Annotated in this window: 20 protein-coding genes and 1 pseudogene; 19 read left to right on the forward strand and 2 right to left on the reverse strand. The window is 54.6% G+C overall.

Annotated elements, in window-relative coordinates:
• The first annotated feature begins 2 nt into the window (after positions 1–2).
• From ACTVDO_RS01655 to spo0A, 12 genes and pseudogenes are all read left to right on the forward strand, one after another.
• A complete protein-coding gene (locus ACTVDO_RS01655; RefSeq protein WP_020960530.1) occupies positions 3–407 on the forward strand; it encodes an Asp23/Gls24 family envelope stress response protein in 405 nt (134 codons plus the stop codon).
• Between the two features lie 200 nt (positions 408–607).
• Positions 608–1,000, forward strand: coding sequence for a transcription antitermination factor NusB (gene nusB / locus ACTVDO_RS01660; protein ID WP_020960529.1), 393 nt, complete (start codon positions 608–610; stop codon positions 998–1,000).
• A gap of 91 nt (positions 1,001–1,091) precedes the next feature.
• Complete coding sequence (gene folD / locus ACTVDO_RS01665) at positions 1,092–1,946, forward strand: bifunctional methylenetetrahydrofolate dehydrogenase/methenyltetrahydrofolate cyclohydrolase FolD (protein WP_020960528.1); 855 nt, start codon at positions 1,092–1,094, stop codon at positions 1,944–1,946.
• A gap of 11 nt (positions 1,947–1,957) precedes the next feature.
• Positions 1,958–3,304, forward strand: a complete 1,347-nt coding sequence (gene xseA, locus ACTVDO_RS01670) for an exodeoxyribonuclease VII large subunit (protein WP_023817686.1) — start codon at positions 1,958–1,960, stop codon at positions 3,302–3,304.
• Positions 3,301–3,531: an exodeoxyribonuclease VII small subunit gene (locus ACTVDO_RS01675; RefSeq protein WP_020960526.1), complete on the forward strand. Its 231-nt coding sequence runs from the start codon at positions 3,301–3,303 to the stop codon at positions 3,529–3,531. Before xseA ends, ACTVDO_RS01675 begins: the two co-directional genes overlap by 4 nt.
• A gap of 3 nt (positions 3,532–3,534) precedes the next feature.
• Positions 3,535–4,428 (forward strand): polyprenyl synthetase family protein, encoded by an 894-nt coding sequence (locus tag ACTVDO_RS01680; RefSeq protein WP_442900911.1) that lies wholly within the window; start codon positions 3,535–3,537, stop codon positions 4,426–4,428.
• A 279-nt stretch (positions 4,429–4,707) separates the two neighbouring features.
• On the forward strand, positions 4,708–6,600 hold the full coding sequence (dxs, locus tag ACTVDO_RS01685) for a 1-deoxy-D-xylulose-5-phosphate synthase (RefSeq protein ID WP_020960523.1): 1,893 nt from the start codon (positions 4,708–4,710) through the stop codon (positions 6,598–6,600).
• Between the two features lie 6 nt (positions 6,601–6,606).
• Positions 6,607–7,455, forward strand: coding sequence for a TlyA family RNA methyltransferase (locus ACTVDO_RS01690; protein ID WP_041267962.1), 849 nt, complete (start codon positions 6,607–6,609; stop codon positions 7,453–7,455).
• 81 nt (positions 7,456–7,536) lie between these two features.
• Positions 7,537–7,986, forward strand: a complete 450-nt coding sequence (gene ahrC / locus ACTVDO_RS01695; RefSeq protein ID WP_020960521.1) for a transcriptional regulator AhrC/ArgR — start codon at positions 7,537–7,539, stop codon at positions 7,984–7,986.
• A 143-nt stretch (positions 7,987–8,129) separates the two neighbouring features.
• Positions 8,130–9,851, forward strand: a complete 1,722-nt coding sequence (gene recN / locus ACTVDO_RS01700) for a DNA repair protein RecN (RefSeq protein ID WP_020960520.1) — start codon at positions 8,130–8,132, stop codon at positions 9,849–9,851.
• Positions 9,852–10,073: 222 nt separating this feature from the next.
• Entirely contained in the window at positions 10,074–11,369 is a 1,296-nt protein-coding gene (gene spoIVB, locus ACTVDO_RS01705; RefSeq protein WP_442900912.1) for a SpoIVB peptidase, read from the forward strand.
• A gap of 291 nt (positions 11,370–11,660) precedes the next feature.
• A pseudogene (gene spo0A, locus ACTVDO_RS01710) lies at positions 11,661–12,440 on the forward strand (sporulation transcription factor Spo0A).
• 131 nt (positions 12,441–12,571) lie between these two features.
• On the opposite strand, the gene ACTVDO_RS01715 reads toward spo0A, so the two are convergent.
• Entirely contained in the window at positions 12,572–12,724 is a 153-nt protein-coding gene (locus tag ACTVDO_RS01715; protein ID WP_020960515.1) for a YycC family protein, read from the reverse strand.
• A 109-nt stretch (positions 12,725–12,833) separates the two neighbouring features.
• On the opposite strand from ACTVDO_RS01715, the gene ACTVDO_RS01720 reads away from it, so the two are divergent.
• On the forward strand, positions 12,834–13,562 hold the full coding sequence (locus tag ACTVDO_RS01720) for a glycerophosphodiester phosphodiesterase (RefSeq protein ID WP_020960514.1): 729 nt from the start codon (positions 12,834–12,836) through the stop codon (positions 13,560–13,562).
• A gap of 74 nt (positions 13,563–13,636) precedes the next feature.
• Here the strand turns inward: ACTVDO_RS01720 and ACTVDO_RS01725 are convergent, their stop codons facing one another.
• Positions 13,637–13,885 (reverse strand): DUF2627 domain-containing protein, encoded by a 249-nt coding sequence (locus ACTVDO_RS01725; protein ID WP_041267779.1) that lies wholly within the window; start codon positions 13,883–13,885, stop codon positions 13,637–13,639.
• Positions 13,886–14,024: 139 nt separating this feature from the next.
• On the opposite strand from ACTVDO_RS01725, the gene ACTVDO_RS01730 reads away from it, so the two are divergent.
• The 6 genes from ACTVDO_RS01730 (at position 14,025) to ACTVDO_RS01755 (ending at position 22,072) form a co-directional block, all read left to right on the forward strand.
• Positions 14,025–16,088, forward strand: a complete 2,064-nt coding sequence (locus ACTVDO_RS01730; RefSeq protein WP_442900913.1) for a sigma 54-interacting transcriptional regulator — start codon at positions 14,025–14,027, stop codon at positions 16,086–16,088.
• A gap of 141 nt (positions 16,089–16,229) precedes the next feature.
• A complete protein-coding gene (gene yqiS, locus ACTVDO_RS01735) occupies positions 16,230–17,129 on the forward strand; it encodes a phosphate butyryltransferase (RefSeq protein ID WP_020960511.1) in 900 nt (299 codons plus the stop codon).
• A 19-nt stretch (positions 17,130–17,148) separates the two neighbouring features.
• Positions 17,149–18,252, forward strand: a complete 1,104-nt coding sequence (locus ACTVDO_RS01740) for a leucine dehydrogenase (RefSeq protein WP_020960510.1) — start codon at positions 17,149–17,151, stop codon at positions 18,250–18,252.
• A 55-nt stretch (positions 18,253–18,307) separates the two neighbouring features.
• Positions 18,308–19,420: a butyrate kinase gene (gene buk, locus ACTVDO_RS01745; protein WP_442900914.1), complete on the forward strand. Its 1,113-nt coding sequence runs from the start codon at positions 18,308–18,310 to the stop codon at positions 19,418–19,420.
• 31 nt (positions 19,421–19,451) lie between these two features.
• Positions 19,452–20,873: a dihydrolipoyl dehydrogenase gene (gene lpdA / locus ACTVDO_RS01750; RefSeq protein ID WP_442900915.1), complete on the forward strand. Its 1,422-nt coding sequence runs from the start codon at positions 19,452–19,454 to the stop codon at positions 20,871–20,873.
• A 203-nt stretch (positions 20,874–21,076) separates the two neighbouring features.
• Positions 21,077–22,072, forward strand: coding sequence for a thiamine pyrophosphate-dependent dehydrogenase E1 component subunit alpha (locus tag ACTVDO_RS01755; RefSeq protein WP_442900916.1), 996 nt, complete (start codon positions 21,077–21,079; stop codon positions 22,070–22,072).
• Positions 22,073–22,087: the final 15 nt, after the last annotated feature.

Below are 22,087 nucleotides of genomic sequence, written 5' to 3' on the forward strand. Positions count from 1 at the left end.
CTATGTCTGAACATGTGTTTGAACCCGACCAAGAGTATGCGGGCCTTGGCAAAGTCGAAATCGCGCCGGAAGTGATTGAAGTGATCGCCGGCATCGCGGCGAGCGAGGTCGACGGCCTCGCGCAAATGCGCGGCAATTTCGCCGCCGGTGTTGCGGAACGGTTCGGCAAAAAGCATCACGGCAAAGGCGTCAAAGTCGATTTGCGCGACGACGGCGTCGTGATCGACCTTTACTGCCTCGTCCAGTTTGGCGCGTCGATTCCGAACGTGGCGAAAAAAGTGCAAGAAAACGTACGCCAGGCGCTTTGGAACATGACTGGCCTTGAGACGAGCGAAGTGAACGTGCACATTGTCGGCATCCAGTTTGAAACCGGAAAGCCGGAGCAAGATGCGGTGGAACAACGGTAACACAGGAAAAGGCAGCTGCTTTCGAAGCAGCCGCCTTTTGTTTTTTTCGCCAAAGTTTGTTATTGTAATGAACGAGGCCGTTGGCACAGCTAGCGGCAGCGAACCGGCATCGCTAATGATTTGTGGGAAAGGGCTAGCTTTTTCCGAAAAATATGATATGATTTCAATATGAATGTTCGTGTTTAGGAAGGGGGAAGGCAATGAAGCGACATGAAGCGCGGGAAAAGGCGCTGCAGGCGCTGTTCCAAATCGATGTTGGCCACATTCCTCCGGATGAGGCGGTCGGCAATGTGGCAGGAAGCGGTGAAGTGGACCCGTTTTTGCGCCAGCTCGTATTCGGTGTCGTCGAGCACCAAGAGGAAATTGATGGGCTGCTGCGCTCGAATTTGGAAAAATGGGCGCTCGAGCGGGTCGCCAATGTTGACCGGGCTATTTTGCGCATGGCGACGTATGAAATGAAATATGTCGATGACGTACCAGTGAGCGTCAGCCTTGATGAAGCGGTTGAGCTGGCGAAAAAATTCGGCGATTGGAAATCCGGGAGTTTTGTCAACGGCGTGCTTTCCAAAGTGAAAGCGGCGTTGCAACAATAATATCGGCAAGCCGCGAAACGAAGCTTACGTTCACCCAGGCTCGGGTAAACTCATATCGACTGATGAACGAGGAGAGGAGAACAGGACGATCATGACAGCACAAATCATTAGCGGAACGGAATTGGCAAAAACGATTCGCACCGGGTTGGCGGATGAAGCGGCAAAGTTAAAGGCAAATGGTATCGAACCGGGACTGGCCGTCATTCTTGTCGGCGACGACCCGGCGTCACGCTCGTATGTGAAAGGAAAACAAAAAGCGTGCGCCGAAATCGGCATTCACTCATTCCTTTACACATATCCGGCTACGATCAGTGAAGAAGAGCTGCTCGCCAAAATCCGCGGGCTGAACGCCGATCCGGCCGTGCACGGCATTTTAGTGCAATTGCCGCTGCCGGATCATATTCGTGAATGGTCGGTCATTGAAACGATTGCCCCGGAAAAAGATGTCGACGGATTCCACCCGATCAATGTCGGAAAAATGGTGATCGGCCAGCCGGCGTTCCTTCCGTGCACCCCGCATGGCGTACTCATGATGGTCAAGTCTGCCGGCATCGATATCGTCGGAAAACATGTTGTCGTTGTCGGACGCAGCAACATCGTCGGCAAACCGGTCGGCCAACTGTTTTTGCGTGAGCATGCGACCGTCACCTACGCGCATTCGAAAACACCGGATTTGCCGGCCGTCACGCGCCAGGCCGACATTTTAATCGTCGCGGTCGGCAAGGCGCGCATAATCGGCCCGGAACACGTCAAACCGGGCGCAGTCGTCATTGATGTCGGCGTCAACCGGCTTGAGAGCGGTAAATTGTGCGGCGATGTCGATTTTGACACCGTAAAAGAAGTAGCCGGCTTCATGACGCCGGTGCCGGGAGGGGTCGGGCCAATGACGATTACGATGCTTTTGCACAATACGATCGAAGCGGCCCGGCAACTTGCTGCGAAGTGAGGGCGGATTTTGTGGAAGTCAAATATGTCACTGTCGGAGCGCTCACGAAATACATTAAGCGCAAATTTGACGTTGATCCGCATTTGCGCGATTTATGGATCAAGGGCGAGATTTCGAACTTTAAGCAACATTCGCGCGGCCATATGTATTTTACGTTAAAAGACAGCCAAGCGCGCATCGCCGCAGTCATGTTCGCCGGCTACAACCAACATTTGCCATTCCGTCCTGAAGACGGAATGAACGTGCTCGCGCGCGGGGAAATTTCCGTCTATGAGCCAAACGGCAACTATCAGCTATATGTGAAGGAAATGCAGCCGGAAGGCATCGGCCGCCTGTATTTGGCGTATGAGCAGCTGAAGCAGCGGCTTGAAGCGGAAGGGCTGTTTTCGCCGGCTCACAAAAAGCCGCTGCCGGCGTTTCCGCGCTGTGTCGGTGTTGTCACATCGCCGACCGGGGCGGCGGTGCGCGATATTATGACGACGATTCGCCGCCGCTACCCGCTTGCCAAAGTCATTTTATTTCCGGCGCTCGTGCAAGGGGACGGGGCAGCGCCGTCGATCGTGCGCGCCATCGAGCGGGCGAACGAGTTCGGCGGGGTTGATGTGCTCATTGTCGGCCGCGGCGGAGGCTCGATCGAAGAGCTGTGGGCGTTTAATGAAGAAATCGTTGCCCGTGCTATTTTTGCTTCCCATGTTCCGGTCATTTCCGCCGTCGGCCATGAGACCGATTTTACGATCGCCGATTTTGTGGCGGATTTACGCGCGCCGACGCCAACGGCGGCAGCGGAGCTGGCGGTGCCGCACATCGGGGAGCTGGCTGAACGGCTCGCCGAGCGGAAATGGCGGCTCATCCGCGCCGTGAAAGAGCGGCTTGCCGCCAATCAGGAGCGGCTTAAACGGCTGCAGGCGTCGTATGCTTTTCGCTATCCGAAGCGGCTGTATGAGCAAAAAGAGCAACAGCTTGACGCGTTGCTTGAGCGGCTTGCCCGCCAGCGTGAACGGCTGATCGATAAAAAGCGCCAGCGGTTGCGCGAACTGCACTTGAGATTATGGCGCCATCATCCGGAGACGGAGCTCGGGCGGATGAAAGAGCGGCAAAAAGCGGCCGCCGGCGCGCTCGAAAAAGCGATGCGCACCGCTTTGGAGCGCCATGCGTTCCGCTTTCATTCCCATGTTGCGCGCCTTGAAGCGCTCAGTCCCCTTCGCATCATGGAACGCGGGTACAGTTTAGTGTACAACGAGCGGCACGAGCTTGTGAAACGGATCGGCCAGCTTCAAGTCGGCGAGCGTCTGTCCATCCGGGTTCAAGACGGACAAGTTGATTGTCAAGTAACGGGAGTGGAGGAGAAAACGACATGAGCGAAGAAAAAGAAATGACGTTCGAAGAGGCAATGAAACAGTTGGAAGCGATCGTCGAAAAACTGGAGGAAGGAAACGTGCCGCTTGAAGATGCGATTGCCTTTTTCCAAGAAGGGATGAAACTGTCGAAGCTTTGTCATGATAAATTGCAGCACGTTGAAAAGCAGCTCGAGTATATGTTGCGCGAAGACGGCGAGCTTGTCCCTTTTTCGCCAGAGGAGGCGTGACAGTTGGCGCAGTTTCAGATCGAACAATTTTTAAACGAGCAAAAACAGGCTGTGGAGGCAGCATTGTCGCGCTACATTGCGCGGCTTCGCGGTCCGGAGACGTTGAAAAAGGCGATGGCCTACTCGCTTGAAGCCGGTGGCAAGCGCATTCGCCCGCTCTTGTTGTTGTCAACGGTACAAGCGCTCGGTCAAAACCCGGGGATCGGCTTGCCGGTGGCTTGCGCCATTGAAATGATCCATACGTATTCGCTCATCCATGACGATTTGCCGAGCATGGACAATGACGATTTACGGCGCGGCAAGCCCACGAACCATAAAGTGTTCGGCGAGGCGATGGCGATTTTGGCGGGGGACGGGCTGTTGACGTATGCATTTCAATTGATCGCCGAGATCAATGATGAACGCGTGCCCCCGGCCATCCGGGTGCAGTTGATCACGCAGCTGGCGAAAGCGGCCGGTCCGGAAGGCATGGTGGCCGGACAAGTGGCCGATATGGAAGGAGAGGGGAAAACGCTGGCGCTGGCAGAGCTCGAATATATCCATCGGCATAAAACCGGAAAAATGCTGCAATATAGCGTGCACGCCGGGGCGCTGCTCGGCGGCGCCAACGCCGTGCAAATGCAAGAGCTTGACGCATTTGCCGCCCATTTAGGCCTCGCTTTTCAAATTCGCGACGATATTCTGGATATTGAAGGGACGGAAGAAAAAATCGGCAAACGGGTCGGCAGCGACCGTGAAAACAATAAGGCCACGTACCCGGGATTGCTGTCGCTTGCCGGCGCAAAAGAAAAACTGGCGTTTCATATTGATGCGGCGAAACATCATTTGCAACAAGCCGGCATTGATGGCGCCGTGCTTGCCTATATTTGCGAACTTGTTGCTGTCCGTGACCACTAATCGTAAGGCGGCCGACTTTGCTCCGTTTTTTGTTTCGCTTCGGAGCCGGGGGGCCGCTTTTTGTCCCGCTTGACAAGAAGCCCCACTCCATTTCCCCTTATCCCCTCAGCATGCTTTTTTTCTCTGTATTTATTTTTTTGCTATACTAAACAGAGCTGGCACATCGGCTTGTTTTAGCGGCAAAAGTCGATTTTTCGTGCCGAATCATGTATAATAATACTACCTGTATCATAGGAGAACCGGCTCGGGGAACGATCGAATGAAAGCGAGTGATCTTATTTGGATTTAACGAAAATTGAACATCCGCGCGTATTAAAAGCGATGTCCGTTCCAGAACTGAAACAGTTAAGCGCCGATATTCGGCGGTTTTTAATTGAAAAGCTGTCCAAAACGGGAGGGCACATCGGCCCGAATCTAGGAGTCGTCGAGCTGACGGTCGCTTTGCACCGGGAGTTTGACAGCCCGAAAGACAAACTCATTTGGGATGTCGGGCATCAATCGTACGTGCATAAAATTTTGACGGGGCGCGCCGCTGAATTCGATACGCTCCGTCAGTATAAAGGGTTGTCCGGATTCCCGAAGCGGAGCGAAAGCGAGCATGACGTCTGGGAAACGGGCCATAGCTCAACGTCGCTGTCGGCCGCGATGGGCATGGCGATCGCCCGCGATTTAAAAGGGACGGGTGAATATATTGTGCCGATCATCGGTGATGGGGCGTTAACCGGCGGCATGGCGCTTGAGGCGCTCAACCATATCGGCCATGAAAAAACGGATATGATCGTCATTTTAAATGACAACGAAATGTCGATCGCCCCGAACGTCGGGGCGCTGCACAACATTCTCGGCCGGCTGCGCACCGCCGGCAAATACCAATGGGTGAAAGATGAGCTCGAGCTGTTGCTCAAGCGCATCCCGGCGGTCGGCGGCAAGCTGGCGGCCACGGCCGAACGTTTGAAAGACAGCTTAAAATATTTGCTCGTTTCCGGTGTGTTTTTTGAAGAGCTCGGGTTTACGTATTTAGGCCCGGTTGACGGCCACGATTTTGATGATCTGTTCGAGAATTTGCGTTATGCGAAGAAGATGAAAGGACCGGTGCTTGTTCATGTGATCACGAAAAAAGGGAAAGGCTACAGCCCGGCGGAAAACGACAAAGTCGGGACGTGGCATGGCACCGGCCCGTACAAAATCGAAACCGGCACATTTGTGAAGGCGAAGGAAGCCGGGCCGTCGTGGAGTGCCCTTGTCAGTGAAACGGTGCGCCGGCTCGCGCGCACGGATCCGCGCATCGTCGCCATTACGCCGGCGATGCCGGTCGGCTCGAAGCTTGAAGGGTTTGCGAGCGAATTTCCGGACCGGATGTTTGATGTCGGCATCGCCGAGCAGCATGCGACGACGTTGGCGGCTGGGTTGGCGACGCAAGGAATGAAACCGTTTTTGGCCATTTATTCAACGTTTTTGCAGCGCGCGTACGACCAAGTCGTCCATGATGTATGCCGGCAAAACTTAAACGTCTTTTTCGCCATCGACCGCGCCGGGCTTGTCGGCGCCGACGGCGAAACGCATCAAGGGGTGTTTGACATTGCCTTTTTGCGCCATGTGCCAAACTTGGTGCTGATGATGCCAAAAGATGAAAATGAAGGCCAGCACATGGTGTATACGGCCATCCGCTACGACGGCGGGCCGATCGCCATGCGTTTTCCGCGTGGGAACGGGCTTGGCGTGCCGCTCGATGAAGAGCTAAAAGAAATTCCGATCGGCACGTGGGAAGTGCTGCGCGATGGCAACGATGCGGCGATCTTGACATTTGGAACAACAGTTTCCATGGCGCTTGAGGCGTCCGACCAACTGGCGAAAGACGGCGTGTCGGTCAAAGTCGTCAACGCCCGCTTTTTGAAGCCGATGGATGAAGCGATGCTTCTTGAACTGCTCGAGAGCCGTCTGCCGATATTAACGATTGAAGAGGCGGTATTGCAAGGCGGTTTTGGCAGCGCTGTGCTCGAATTTGCTCATGATCATGGCTATCACCAAGCGGTTATTGAACGGATGGGCATCCCTGACCGCTTTATCGAGCACGGAGGCGTCAGCGAGCTGCTGCGCGAAATTGGGCTGACGGCAGCCCATGTCGCTGACCGCATTAAAACGATCATGCCAAGAAAACAAAAAAGGGCTTGAGACATGATGAAAGGAAAAAAAGAACGGCTCGATGTGTTGCTTGTCGAACGCGGGTTGGCGGAAACGCGGGAAAAGGCGAAGCGGGCGATCATGGCCGGACTCGTCTATTCAAACGACGTCCGACTCGAGAAGCCCGGGGAAAAAGTGCCAGCTGACATCCCGCTTGAGGTGAAAGGCAATCCGCTTCCGTACGTCAGCCGCGGCGGTTTAAAACTCGAAAAAGCGTTGCGCGAGTTTCACATTCGTGTCGAACATAAAATTGTGCTTGATATCGGCGCCTCGACCGGCGGTTTCACCGATTGCGCTTTACAAAACGGGGCGAGACTATCGTACGCTGTTGACGTCGGCTACAATCAGCTCGCTTGGAAGCTGCGCCAAGACGAGCGCGTCGTTGTGATGGAGCGGACGAACTTCCGCTACGTGACGCCCGATTTGTTTACGAAAGGGCTGCCGGAAGTGGCGGTTATCGATGTGTCGTTCATTTCGCTTCGTCTCATTTTGCCGGTTGTGAAAACAGTCCTTGTGCCGGGCGGTGATGTAATCGCCCTCGTCAAGCCGCAGTTTGAAGCCGGCAAAGAAAACGTCGGCAAAAAAGGGATCGTCCGCGACCCGGACGTCCATCGGGACGTGCTCGAGTCGATCGTTCAATTTGCCTGTGCGGAAGGATTCGACGTTCTCCATTTGTCGTATTCACCGATCACCGGCGGCGATGGGAATATCGAGTTTTTGCTTCATGCCGTCTATCCCGGGGGAGGCCGGAAGGGGGAAAACCGCCTTTCAGTGCCGATCGCCCGCATTGTGAACGAGGCGCACGACCGCCTGCGGACAAAGGAGCGGGAATCAGGTGCTGAATAAGCATCCTCGGCGGAACGCGGTGAACCCCCCGAGGCTGGGGCCGGAAAGCCGGCATCTTGGAAAGCGAGGAGGTGGCGCAACTTGAACAAAGGGCAAAGGCATATTAAAATTCGCGAAATTATTATGAACAATGACATCGAAACGCAAGATGAGCTCGTCGACCGGCTGAAAGAAGCCGGCTTTAACGTCACCCAGGCGACCGTCTCGCGCGACATTAAAGAGATGCAGCTTGTCAAAGTGCCGATGGCCAACGGACGTTATAAATACAGCCTTCCGTCCGATCAGCGTTTCAATCCGCTGCAGAAGCTGAAACGAGCGCTTGTTGACGTGTTCATTAAGCTTGATGGAACCGGCAACTTGCTCGTGCTGCGGACGCTGCCGGGCAACGCCCACGCCATCGGGGTGTTGCTTGACAACCTGGATTGGAATGAAATCGTCGGCACGATTTGCGGCGACGATACATGTTTAATCATTTGCCGGACGCCAAAAGACGCCAAAAAAGTGTCGAACCAGCTGTTGTCCATGCTTTAACCGAGGACCGGCCCGATGTTCCGCCCTGCGCCAGGGAGAAGGAAAACGGGAACGGTCCTCGCTTGTCAATTCGAACGTATGTGCTATAATAAGGGGTAAGATAGGCAAGACATACGTGATTCGAATGTTCAAGGGGTGATGAAATGCTCGCCGAGCTGTCGATTAAAAATTTTGCCATTATTGAATCGCTCTCGTTGTCGTTTGATAAAGGGCTGACAGTGTTAACCGGCGAAACAGGGGCTGGTAAATCGATCATCATCGATGCGATTCATTTATTGATCGGCGGGCGCGGTTCCGCCGAGTTTGTTCGTTTCGGCGCGGAAAAGGCGGAAATCGAAGGGCTGTTTTTGCTTGACGATAACCGCCATCCGTGCTGCCAAAAATGCGCCGAGGTCGGCATCGATGTGAACGAAGGGATGGTCGTTTTGCGCCGTGACATTTTAGCCAATGGCAAAAGCGTCTGCCGCATTAACGGCAAGCTGGTGACGACAGCCGTATTGCGCGACATCGGGGCGACGCTTGTCGACATTCACGGCCAGCATGAACACCAAGAGTTGATGGATCCGTCCCGCCACTTACCGCTTCTTGACGAATTCGGCGGCGCGGAGGTGGCGGAGGCGCTCGCCCGCTATCGCGCCGTGTATAAGCAGCATGAGGCGTTGGTGAAAAAGTTAAAAAAGCTAAGTGAAAATGAGCAACAAATGGCGCATCGGCTCGATTTATTGACATTCCAGCTGCGGGAAATCGAGCAGGCAACGCTCGAGCCGGGGGAAGACGAACGGCTGATGGAAGAAAAAGTGCGCATCGTCAACTTTCAAAAGATATACGGGGCCATCCAGAAGAGCTATGAAGCGCTCGCCGGTGAAGGGCGCGGCCTTGACTCAATCGGGGAGGCGATGATCCAGCTCGATGACGTCGCCGCGATGGACGCATCGCTCAAAGAGGCGCATGAAACGGTGGCCAACAGCTACTATTTGCTCGAGGACGTCATGTACAAGCTGCGCGATCAGCTTGAGGAGCTCGAATACGACCCGGCGCGGCTTGACGCCATTGAAAGCCGCCTCGCCGAAATCCAGCAGTTAAAGCGGAAATACGGCGCCACGATCGCCGACATTTTGCAATACGCTGGGGCGATTGCGGAGGAAATCGAGACAATTGAAAACCGCGAGACGCATGTGCACGAGCTTGAACGGCAGCTCGCGGCAGTGACGGGTGATTTGCTTGTTGAGGCGAAACATGTGACCAACGTCCGCCAGGCGTACGCCCGGGATTTGATTGGGCGCATTCACCAAGAGTTGAAAGATTTGTACATGGAGAAGACACAGTTTGACATTCTCTTTGCGAAGCGTGAAGGACCGCTTGATGCTCCGTTAGTCGATGGCGTGCCGGTGAAGTTTCATGAAGATGGCATCGACGCCGTTGAGTTTTACATCTCAACGAACGTCGGCGAGCCGTTGAAACCGCTCGTTAAAGTTGCTTCAGGCGGGGAGCTGTCACGTATTATGTTGGCGTTGAAAACGATCTTTTCCAAGCATCAAGGGGTGACCTCGATTATTTTCGACGAGGTGGACACGGGCGTCAGCGGCCGCGTCGCCCAGGCGATCGCCGAAAAAATTTACCGCATCGCCAGCGGTTCACAAGTGCTATGTATTTCTCACCTGCCGCAAGTGGCCGCCATGGCGGATACGCATTTATTGATCGCCAAAGAAACGGACGGAACGCGGACGAAAACAGTGGTGAAAAAGTTGGATGAGGAGGAGAAGGTAAAAGAAATCGGGCGGATGATTTCCGGCGTCGAAATGACAGAATTGACGAAACAACACGCCAAGGAGCTATTGGAGCTGGCGGCTAAAATGAAACAATAACGCTATGCTTCCCGATGATGCTATGCCGTCTCATCCGATGTCGGGCGCTCCCCATGCCACCTGTCCCGGCGTAGGCCGTTCATGTGCTGCCGGGATGCAACGCCATCCATTCCGGGCAGCTTTTTTTATTAGCGCTGCGATTATATTTTCCCCTGTTCAGGCAAAATTAAAACTGTAACCGTTTTTGCATGGTGTAGGCGGGAGCGAGGAGAGTGAACGACATTGAAGAAAGAAACGGCGCGAAAAATCGCAGGAGTGCTTCTCCTTGTCATACTGATGGCGATCGGTTTTTCCAAACCGATGAAGGAATATTGGCAAATTCCAAAGAAGCTTGTGCTGTTTGAAGGCGATACGGTCGAATTCCGGGCGTCATCCCTTCCGGTGCAAGCGGCCGCCAATGACCGAAACGCTCCCGAAACGCTCAATGTTGAGCAAAAAAACGGTTCATTGTCTGTAAAGGCGAAACAGCGCGGAGAAGAAACGTTGATTTTGCAGGTCGCCGGAATGCCGATTAAGCAAGTGGATGTCAACGTATTGCCGACGCTGAAAGTCATTCCCGGCGGGCAGTCCATCGGCGTGAAACTCAACACGGTCGGCGTTCTCGTCGTCGGTTACCATCTCGTCGAAACCGAAAACGGGAAAAAATCGCCGGGAGAAGCGGCTGGCATCCAAGTCGGCGACATCATCACCGGCATTAACGGCCAAAAAATTGAAAACATGAGCGACCTCTCCCCTTTCATTGAGGAAGCCGGCAAAACAGGAAAACCGCTTCATCTGCAAATTCTGCGTGACCAGCACTCCATGACGGCGAAGCTCGTTCCGCTGAAAGACAAGCATGACGACGTGTACCGCATCGGCTTATACATCCGCGATTCTGCTGCCGGCATCGGGACGATGACATTTTATGACCCGAAGTCGAAAAAATACGGCGCACTTGGCCATGTCATTTCCGATATGGATACAAAAAAGCCGATTGTCGTCCAAGATGGACAAATTATGCGCTCAACCGTCACGTCCATTGAAAAGGGGACGAGCGGCAATCCAGGTGAAAAATTGGCCCGCTTTTCCGATGGCGAGGAAGTGATTGGCACTATTACGAACAACAGCCCGTTTGGCATTTTCGGCAAGCTGACCAAATCGTTGCCAGACGGCCCGATCAAGAAACCGATTCCAATCGCTTTGGCGAGCCAGGTGAAAGAAGGGCCGGCGAAAATGCTGACGGTGGTGGAAAACGACAAAGTCGAGCAATTTGACGTAGAAATTGTGAGTACCGTCCCGCAAAAGTTCCCGGCAACAAAAGGGCTCGTCATTCGCGTCACCGATCCGCGCCTGTTGAAGAAAACGGGCGGTATCGTTCAAGGGATGAGCGGCAGCCCGATCATTCAAGACGGAAAGCTTGTCGGTGCGGTGACACACGTCTTTGTTAACGATCCGACGTCCGGCTATGGCGTTCATATCGAATGGATGTTGCAGGAAGCAGGAATCGACGTATATGGCAAACAAAAAAAGGCGAGCTGACCCGGTCAGCCCGCCTTTTTTGGCTGCCGGCAAATTTTTTTTAAAAAAGGCGGCAAAATTTTTGCCGGTTTGGCATAGATATTTGGTGAAACATCCGTTAAAATGGAACATGTAAAGATTTTTCGACAAATACGTATTTTTTGAGAGCAAATATTGTCTAATGAACTCGTCTTTTGTTATAATTTTTGTTTTTCGCTAATTTATGAAAAATAAAAGGATTTTTTGCCACTGCTGTCGAATGTACGTTAAAGGAATTTTACATAGCAAGAAAAGTGGGGGAGGACGATTGTTTTGAGCATTAAAGTATGCATTGCCGATGATAACCGTGAATTGGTGACATTGCTTGATGAATATATTTCGAGCCAGCCGGACATGGAAGTAATCGGTACGGCCTACAACGGCCAAGACTGCTTACACCTGCTTGAAGAGAAGCAGCCGGACATTTTGCTTTTGGATATCATTATGCCCCATTTAGACGGTTTGGCCGTGCTTGAAAAAGTCCGCACCGGCTTTGAGCACCAACCGAATGTCATTATGCTGACGGCGTTCGGTCAGGAAGATGTGACAAAAAAAGCGGTCGAACTCGGCGCTTCCTATTTCATTTTAAAACCGTTTGATATGGAAAACTTAGTCAAACATATTCGGCAAACTTACGGAAAAACCGCGCCAGCCGCCAAAAAAGTAGCTCCGGCGTACCAAGCGCGCGACAATAAGCCGAAAAACTTAGATGCGAGCATTACGAGCATCATCCATGAAATCGGCGTCCCGGCCCATATTAAAGGGTATTTGTATTTGCGCGAGGCGATCGCCATGGTATAGCATGACATCGAATTGCTCGGTTCGATCACGAAAGTGCTCTACCCGGACATCGCGAAAAAATACAACACGACCGCGAGCCGCGTCGAGCGCGCCATCCGCCATGCCATTGAAGTCGCCTGGAGCCGCGGCAACCTCGAATCGATTTCTTCGCTGTTCGGCTACACCGTCAGCGTTTCGAAAGCCAAGCCGACGAACTCCGAATTTATCGCGATGGTGGCCGACAAGCTGCGGCTTGAGCATAAGGCGTCATAAAGGACGGAACGCGGTGAAGGCAAAAAGGCGAGCCTAAAAAGCGGTCAAAACCGACTTTTTTTGGCGTCGCCTTTTTGCTGCCAGGCGCGGCGCCTAAAAAATGAAGCCGCCCTGTGGCAAGGGCGGGCCGGCTACGATTCGTCATGTTCTGGTTCCTTTTTCTCGAGTTCGAGCAATTTTTTCATCAAAATGTGCGGCGGCATGTGCATTACTCGCTCGATTGGCACGCCGAGCGCTTTTGCCAGCTTTTGCGCCGTCTCCAAGGAAATTTTCAGCGGCTGCATCATCTTCCCCTCCAGTGTCTCATACATTACTTTTAGTATACCTGATCACTGCCGCTTTCGGCCAGCTTTGCCGGCCAAATGGCGAATATATGGGAAAGGAAGAAACGGCATGACACATATTTTTGCCCACCGCGGGGCGGCGGGAACCCACCCGGAAAATACGATGGCAGCGTTTGAAGAAGCGCTGAAGGCGGGGGCGGATGGCATTGAGCTTGATGTGCAGTTGACGAAAGACGGCGAACCGGTCGTCATTCACGACGAAACGGTCGACCGGACGACTGACGGGAGCGGCTGGGTGCGTGACATGACGTATCGCGAGTTGCGCAAATTGAATGCGGCGGCAAAATGGAATGGCCGTTACGGCCATTGCCCGATTCCCCATCTCGAGGAAGTGCTCGCCTGGCTGGCGCCGACGCCGCTTATGGTCAACATTGAGCTGAAAAACAGCCTCGTGGCTTATGAAAGGCTTGAGCAAAAGGCGATCGCCGTTGTGCACCGCTACGGGCTTGAGAACCGGACGATTTTTTCATCGTTCAACCATAACAGCATGCGTCTTTGCCGCCAGTTGGCGCCGGAGATCGAAACAGCGCTCCTCTACATGGAGCCGCTCTACGACCCGTGGACATATGTGCGGGCAATGAAAGCGGAGGGAGTGCATCCGTACTATCGGACAGTCACAGCTGCGTTTGTCATGGACGCACAGCGTCGCGGCGTGGCCGTCCGTCCGTTTACGGTGAACAAGCCGAAAACGGTGAAGACGATGTTCGCCTATAAAGTGGATGCCATTTTCACCGACGATCCGCGCCAAGCGAAGGAATGGAAAGAGAAAACGCCTTAACGACAACCGTTAAGGCGTTTTTTAGTTTGCCTTGAAACGGATAGATGCCAACGCAACAGCCGTCAGCTTCCGAATTAAGGCGTGTTTCGTTTTCGTTGAAAACGCGCTTGCACTTTGTTCCGTTTTCGGTCGCGGTGCAGCAAAAACCCGCCGATAAACGCCAGCCCGGCCGCAAACAGCACAAGCCCGGCGAGAAATTGCATCCATAAGGCGGCAAACGGCGGCTGCATGATGCCAAACAATGCATCGCGCATCCATTTAATGCCGAGCGCCGCCGCCAATCCCGGAACGACTAAAATCAACAGCGCCATTATTCGCCCCATCGCGATCGCGTTCCTTTCCAAAAAGAAGTCGTTTCATCGACTATCATAGCGGTTATTGGCCATTTGTCAAGGAACGAAAAAGCGGGTATGATAAAACTGCCTGCAAAATTTGGCATAAGATGAAATGTGGGGGAACAGAATGAAAAACGTGATCATCATCGGGGCGGATTCGCGGGGAACCTCGCTGCTGAAACTGCTTCATGAAGCGTCAGGGTTTGACGTCGTGGCCGTCATTGATGTCGATGACAGCGCCCCGGGGCTGCAGCTGGCGCGAAAATGGGGCATTGCGGTTGGCAGTGACTGGCGCCCATGGATGGACGGACCGCTTGATTTGATTATTGAAACGACCGGGAAAACAGACGTTCTTGAAGAAATCCGCGAGCGGGCGCCCAAGGGGGCGAATATCGTCCCGAGCGCTGTCGCGCGGATGATGGCGGAGCTCGTCGAGGAGAAGGAAGCGCTCATCGCCAAGCTGAAAAGCGAGGCGGCCCGGCGCGCTCTAATTTTCCATTCGTCCCACGATGGCATGATTGTCGTTGATGAATATGCTTACATTACCGATATGAATGAAAGCGCCGCCCAGCTTCTCGAAGTGGACAAGGACGAGGTAATCGGCCGCCATATTTTGTCCGTCTTGCCGTCAAGCGGCTTGCCGCGCGTGCTGAAAACGAGACAGACAGAGTTTCACCAAGAAGTGGAGTTGGCCAATGGAAAAAAATTGATCACCACCCGCATCCCGATTATTGACGACAGCGGCAAATTATTCGGGGCGCTTGCCGTGTTCAAAGATATCACCGAACTAGTTGCTTTGGCGGAAGAGATCACAGACTTAAAAGAAGTGCGCATGATGCTTGAGGCGATCATCTACTCATCGGAAGAAGCCATTTCTGTCGTGGATGAAAACGGAAACGGCATTTTGATCAATCCGGCTTATACCCGGCTCACCGGCCTGACGAAAGAGGAAGTGATCGGCAAGCCGGCGACCGCTGACATCTCCGAAGGGGAAAGCATGCATATGCAAGTGTTGAAAACGCGCCGTCCGGTGCGCGGCGCGCGCATGAAAGTCGGCCCGAAAAACCGCGATGTCGTCGTCAACGTCGCCCCGATCATCGTCGACGGGGTGCTTAAAGGAAGCGTCGGCGTCATTCATGATGTGTCGGAAATCCAGCGGCTGACAGCCGAGCTCAACCGGGCGCGGCAAATCATCCGCACGCTCGAGGCGAAATATTCGTTTGCCGATATTGTTGGCGAATCGGAAGAAATGAAAGTGGCTATGGAACAAGCGAAACTGGCGGCGACGACGCCGGTGACGATTTTGCTGCGCGGGGAATCGGGCACAGGCAAAGAGCTGTTTGCCCACGCCATCCACAATGCGAGCGACCGGAAGTATAACAAGTTTATCCGCGTCAATTGCGCCGCCATTCCGGAAACATTATTAGAAAGCGAACTGTTTGGCTATGAGGAAGGAGCGTTTTCCGGCGCCCGGCGTGGCGGTAAGCGCGGGCTGTTTGAAGAGGCGAACAACGGCAGCATTTTCCTCGATGAAATCGGCGAGCTGTCGGCCGGCACGCAGGCGAAGCTGCTCCGCGTTTTGCAGGAGCGGGAAATCGTCCGCGTCGGCGGCACGAAACCGATTCCGATCAACGTCCGCGTCATCGCCGCCACGAACGTCAACCTCGAAAAGGCGATTGCCGACGGCACATTTCGCGAAGACTTATATTACCGGCTCAATCGAATGCCGATTTATATCCCGCCGTTGCGCGCCCGCAAAGAAGACATTCCAGCGCTTTGCCGGCATTTGATCCAAAAGCTGAACCAAGATTACGGGCGCAACGTCGAAGGTGTCACGGATGAAGCGATGGTGAAGCTTCTTGCCTATGATTGGCCAGGAAATGTCCGCGAGCTCGAGAACGTGCTCGGGCGGGCGATGATTTTTATGAAGTTTCATGAAGTCATGATCGATGTTTCACATTTGCCGCCGCTTTCCGCGCCGTCGGCCGCGCCGGCGGTTCGCCCCGAAACGGAAGGGGAACTCCGGCCGCTTGACGAGATGCTGGGCCGGTATGAAGCCCAATTGCTCGAAGAGGCGCTCCGGCGTCATCGCGGCAATAAAACGGCGGCAGCCCGCGCGCTTGGCATTTCGGTGCGCAATTTATACTACAAGCTTGAAAAGTACGATATTGACAAAAATAGCACGCAATAATTTGCGTTGTGCGAAGAAATTTGCGCAAATGAATTTCAACAACCTTTATTGTATAAAGCGCTTTCATAAGTTTGTGGTTGGCATGGTTTTTGCATATAAAAAAGTGCCTCGACGGATTGGCAGAAAAGGTTGGTGCAGACGATGAAGCTGAAAACATTGATCGAGGAAGCAAGTCAATGTCAAGGACGGACGGTGGCTGTGGCCGCCGCCGAGGATGAGGAAGTGATCGAAGCGGTGGCGATGGCGACTAGGCATCGCCTCGGACGGTTTGTGTTGTACGGGGACCGGGAGCGAATTGGACGATTGCTCAAGGAAAAGGGGTGCGTCGGTTCTTCCGATGTTGACATCGTTCACGCCAATTCGGTCGTCCAGGCGGCTGAACTGGCGGTGCGCGCCGTTCATTTGAATGAAGCAGATGCCTTGATGAAAGGGCATGTGCCGACAGCAACGCTGCTGAAAGCTGTCTTGAACAAAGAATACGGGTTGCGCGCCGGGAGGGTGTTGTCCCATGTCGCGGTGTTTGAAGTGCCGGAGTTCGATCAGCTCGTCATCGTAACCGATGCGGCGATGAACATCGCCCCCGATCTCGAGCAAAAAGTGCAAATTGTGAACAATGCCGTCAGTGTGGCGCACTCGATCGGCATCGAACAGCCGAAAGTGGCCGCCTTGGCGGCGGTGGAAACGGTGAACCCGGCCATGCCGGTGACGCTTGACGCGGCTGCCCTTAGTATGATGCAGCGGCGCGGGCAAATCGAACATTGTCTCATTGACGGGCCGCTTGCGCTTGATAATGCTGTGTCGTCCGCAGCGGCAAGCCATAAGCGGATTGACAGCGAAGTAGCCGGACAGGCTGATATTTTGCTTGTGCCGGACATTGAATCCGGCAACATGTTGTACAAATCGCTCGTCTATTTTGCGAAAGCCAAAGTCGGCGCGGTCATCGCCGGGGCGAAGGCGCCGATCGTCTTGACGTCGCGCGCCGACTCGGCGGAAAGCAAATTGTATTCGTTGGCGCTCGCCATCTGTTCGGCAGCGAAATAAACAAAGGAGGCCTTCTTTGATGGAACTGTTTCAATATATGGAAAAATACGATTATGAACAAGTGTTGTTTTGCCAAGATAAAGAGTCCGGCTTGAAAGCGATCATCGCCATTCACGATACGACGCTCGGCCCGGCGTTGGGTGGCACGCGCATGTGGATGTACAATTCGGAGGAGGAGGCGCTTGAAGACGCCTTGCGCCTCGCCCGCGGCATGACGTACAAAAACGCAGCCGCCGGCCTCAATTTGGGCGGCGGCAAAACGGTGATCATCGGCGACCCGCGCAAAGACAAAAATGAAGCGATGTTCCGGGCGTTCGGCCGCTTCATTCAAGGGCTGAACGGTCGCTACATCACGGCGGAAGACGTCGGCACGACCGTCGCCGATATGGACATCATCTACCAAGAAACGGACTATGTAACCGGCATTTCGCCGGAATTTGGCTCGTCCGGCAACCCGTCGCCGGCGACCGCCTACGGTGTCTATCGCGGCATGAAAGCGGCCGTAAAAGAAGCGTTCGGCAGCGATTCGCTCGAAGGGAAAGTCGTCGCCGTCCAAGGGGTCGGCAACGTCGCCTATCATCTTTGCCGCCATTTGCATGAAGAAGGGGCGAAGCTCATTGTCACTGACATCAACAAAGAAGCTGTCGCCCGTGCCGTCGAAGAATTCGGGGCGCAAGCGGTCGACCCGAACGACATTTACGGCGTCGAGTGCGACATTTTCGCTCCATGCGCGCTCGGCGGCATCATTAACGACCAAACGATTCCACAGCTGAAGGCGAAAGTGATCGCCGGTTCGGCGAACAACCAGCTGAAAGAATCGCGCCATGGCGACATCATCCATGAGATGGGCATCGTCTATGCCCCGGACTATGTGATCAACGCCGGCGGTGTCATCAACGTCGCGGATGAACTGTACGGCTACAACCGCGAACGGGCGATGAAAAAAATCGAGCAAATTTATGACAACATTGAAAAAGTGTTGGCGATCGCCAAGCGCGACAACATTCCGACGTATGTGGCCGCCGACCGGATGGCGGAAGAGCGGATTGACACGATGCGCAAGGTGCGCAGCCAATTTTTGCAAAACGGCCACCATATTTTAAGCCGCCGCCGCGGCCGCTAATTACGGCAAGGGGGCGGCGTTTCGCCCCGCGGCGGATGACGGAGGGACGACAACGATGCAAGAGCAGAAGTTCCGCATTTTAACCATTAACCCTGGTTCGACCTCAACGAAAATCGGCGTCTTTGAAAACGAACGGCCATTGCTCGAAAAAACGATCCGCCACGAGGCGGAGGCGCTTCGGCAATATAAAACGATTGCGGATCAGTATGAGTTCCGCAAACAAACGATTTTGCAAGCCCTCGATGAAGAAGGGATCAATTTATCCAAATTGAGCGCTGTCTGCGGCCGCGGCGGGCTGCTCCGCCCGATCGAAGGCGGGACGTACCGCGTCAACGAGGCGATGCTTGCTGATTTGCGCCGCGGCTATTCAGGCCAGCACGCATCCAACCTTGGCGGCATTTTGGCGCACGAAATCGCCTCAGCCTTAAACATTCCGGCGTTTATCGTCGATCCGGTCGTCGTCGATGAGCTCGACCCGGTCGCCCGGATCAGCGGCTTTCCGCCGATTGAGCGGCGCAGCATTTTCCACGCCTTGAATCAAAAAGCGGTCGCCCGCCGCGTCGCCAAACAGCTTGGCAAACGGTACGACGAGTTGAACTTGATCGTCGCCCATATGGGTGGAGGGATTACGGTCGGCGCCCATAAGCAAGGGCGGGTGGTGGACGTGAACAACGGTCTTGACGGCGAAGGCCCGTTCAGCCCGGAGCGCGCCGGGACGGTGCCGGCCGGTGATTTGGTCGCCTTATGTTTCTCGGGCGAATACTACCGTGAGGAAGTGATGCGCATGCTCGTCGGCCAAGGCGGCCTTGTCGGGTATTTGGGCACGAACGATGCGGTGAAAGTGGAAAACATGATCGAAGCCGGCGATGAAAAGGCCAAGCTCGTCTATGAGGCGATGGCGTACCAAGTGGCGAAAGAAATCGGTGCAGCCAGCGCTGTGCTTTCCGGCAAAGTCGACGCCATCATTTTGACCGGCGGCCTGGCGTACGGCAAATCGTTCGTCGAACAGATCACCCGCCGCGTCCAATGGATCGCCGATGTCATCGTCCACCCGGGCGAAAATGAATTGCAGGCGCTCGCCGAAGGCGCGCTTCGCGTCTTGCGCGGCGAAGAACAGGAAAAAGTGTATCTCGGTGAAGCGGCTTCGCCGGTCTCAACCCGGCGTTGATGTGGCAACGGATGAGAAAGGGGAAAACAAGATGGCAAAAGAATACGATGTCGTCATTCTCGGCGGAGGTACAGGCGGCTATGTGGCCGCCATTCGCGCCTCGCAGCTCGGCTTGAAAACGGCGGTTGTCGAAAAAGGAAAACTCGGCGGCACATGCCTGCACGCCGGCTGCATTCCATCGAAAGCGCTGCTCCGAAGCGCCGAAGTATACGCGCAAACGAGAAACGGCGAGGCGTTTGGCGTCATGGCCGACGGCGTGCGCCTCGATTTTGCGAAAGTGCAGGCGCGCAAAGCGGCGATTGTTGACCAACTCCACAAAGGCGTGCAACATTTGATGAGAAAAGGGAAGATCGATGTATACGCCGGCACCGGCCGCCTGCTCGGTCCGTCGATTTTCTCGCCGCTGCCGGGAACAGTGTCGGTCGAAATGAACGACGGCAGCGAAAACGAAATGCTCGTGCCGAAATTCGTCGTCATCGCCACCGGTTCGCGTCCGCGCACGCTGCCGGGGCTTGAGCCGGACGGCGAATTGGTGATGACGTCCGATGAAGCGCTGCAAATGGAGGCGCTCCCGTCGTCCATCTTGATCGTTGGCGGCGGCGTAATCGGCATGGAATGGGCCTCGATGTTAAACGACTTCGGCGTGGACGTCACCGTGCTTGAGTATGCCGACCGCATTTTGCCGACGGAAGACGAGGATGTATCAAAAGAAATGGAAAAACTGCTCCGCCGCCGCGGCGTCCATATCGTCACCGGCGCAAAAGTGCTGCCGGAAACGCTCGAAAAAGGAAACGGCGTCACGATCCAAGCGGAGCATCAAGGCGAGCGGAAAACGTTCACGGCCGACAAGATGCTCGTTTCCGTCGGGCGCCAGGCGAACATTGAAGGGATTGGCCTTGAGAACACTGACATCGTCATTGAAAAGGGGTATATTCAGACGAACGAGTTCGGCCAAACGAAAGAAGCGCACATTTACGCGATCGGCGACGTCATCGGCGGCTTGCAGCTTGCCCACGTCGCCGCCCATGAAGGGATCGTCGCCATTGAACATGTAGCCGGGCATAACCCGGCGCCGATCGACTACACGACGGTGCCCCGCTGCATTTACACCCGGCCGGAAGCCGCTGCCGTCGGCTTAACGGAACAGGAAGCGAAGGCGAAAGGCTATGACGTCAAAGTCGGCAAGTTTCCGTTTAAAGCCATTGGCAAGGCGTTGGTGTTCGGCGAAGCGGAAGGATTTGTAAAAATTATCGCTGACCGCAAGACGGACGATGTGCTCGGCGTTCATATGGTCGGGCCGCACGTGACCGATTTGATTTCCGAGGCGGGGCTTGCCCGCGTGCTCGATGCGGCTCCGTGGGAAGTGGCCCACGCGATCCATCCGCACCCGACGTTGTCAGAGGCGATGGCGGAAGCGGCGTTGGCGGTCGACGGCAAAGCGATTCATTTTTAAAATCTGTTGAAGCAGAGAAAAAGCAGATCAACCTATGTTGCGGCTCAAGTTAGGAAATCTGCGAAAACCCGGCTCTTCTTCCCACAATGAACAACGCTGATCGAAGAATATCATTGTTTTGACCAGCCGTTTGGCGCCTTCAACTGTATGCGTAAGGTGCGTGCTCATTCGTTGACTATGTGAATCTAAGGGAGGTTGTTGCGATGGCGCAAAACCGTCATCAAGCGCTCGGATTAAGCGATGACACGGTGTTGGAAATGTATGAAACGATGCTCTTGGCCCGCAAGCTCGATGAGCGGATGTGGCTGTTAAACCGGGCGGGGAAAATTCCGTTCGTCATCTCATGCCAAGGACAGGAAGCGGCGCAAGTCGGCGCGGCGTTCGCCCTTGACCGCACGAAAGACTATGTCTTGCCGTATTACCGCGATATGGGGGTTGTGCTTACGTTCGGCATGACGCCGACCGAGCTCATGCTTGCCGCGTTCGCCAAAGCGGAAGACCCGAACTCGGGCGGCCGGCAAATGCCGGGCCATTTCGGGCAAAAGAAAAACCGGATCGTCACCGGCTCCTCGCCCGTGACGACGCAAGTGCCGCATGCGGTCGGCTTTGCGCTGGCGGCGAAAATGGAAAAGAAAGATTTTGTCGCCTTCGTCACGTTCGGTGAAGGGTCGTCGAACCAAGGCGATTTTCATGAAGGGGCGAACTTTGCCGGCGTTCATAAGCTTCCGGTTATTTTCATGTGCGAAAACAATAAATACGCCATTTCCGTGCCGATTTCGAAACAATTGGCGTGCGAAAAAGTGTCGGACCGCGCCATCGGCTACGGCATGCCGGGCTATACGGTCGACGGCACCGACCCGCTCGAAGTGTACCGCGTCGTGAAAGAAGCGGCTGACCGCGCCCGCCGCGGCGAAGGGCCGACGTTGATTGAAGCGGTGACGTACCGCCTGACATCGCACTCGTCGGACGACGACCACCGTGTCTACCGGACGGAAGAAGAGCTTGCCGAAGCGCGGGCGAAAGATCCGATCGTGTCGTTTGCCAACTATTTGAAAGAAACTGGTGTCTTGACCGATCAACAAGATGAAGAAATTCAAGCACGCGTTATGAAACAAGTGAACGAAGCGACCGACTACGCGGAAAAGGCGCCGTACGCCGAGCCGGAGCACGCGCTTCGCTATGTGTATGCTGAGGAGTAAGGGAGGGGATTTGAC

The organism is Geobacillus sp. BK01 (assembly GCF_052220245.1).
Taxonomy (GTDB): Bacteria; Bacillota; Bacilli; order Bacillales; family Anoxybacillaceae; genus Geobacillus.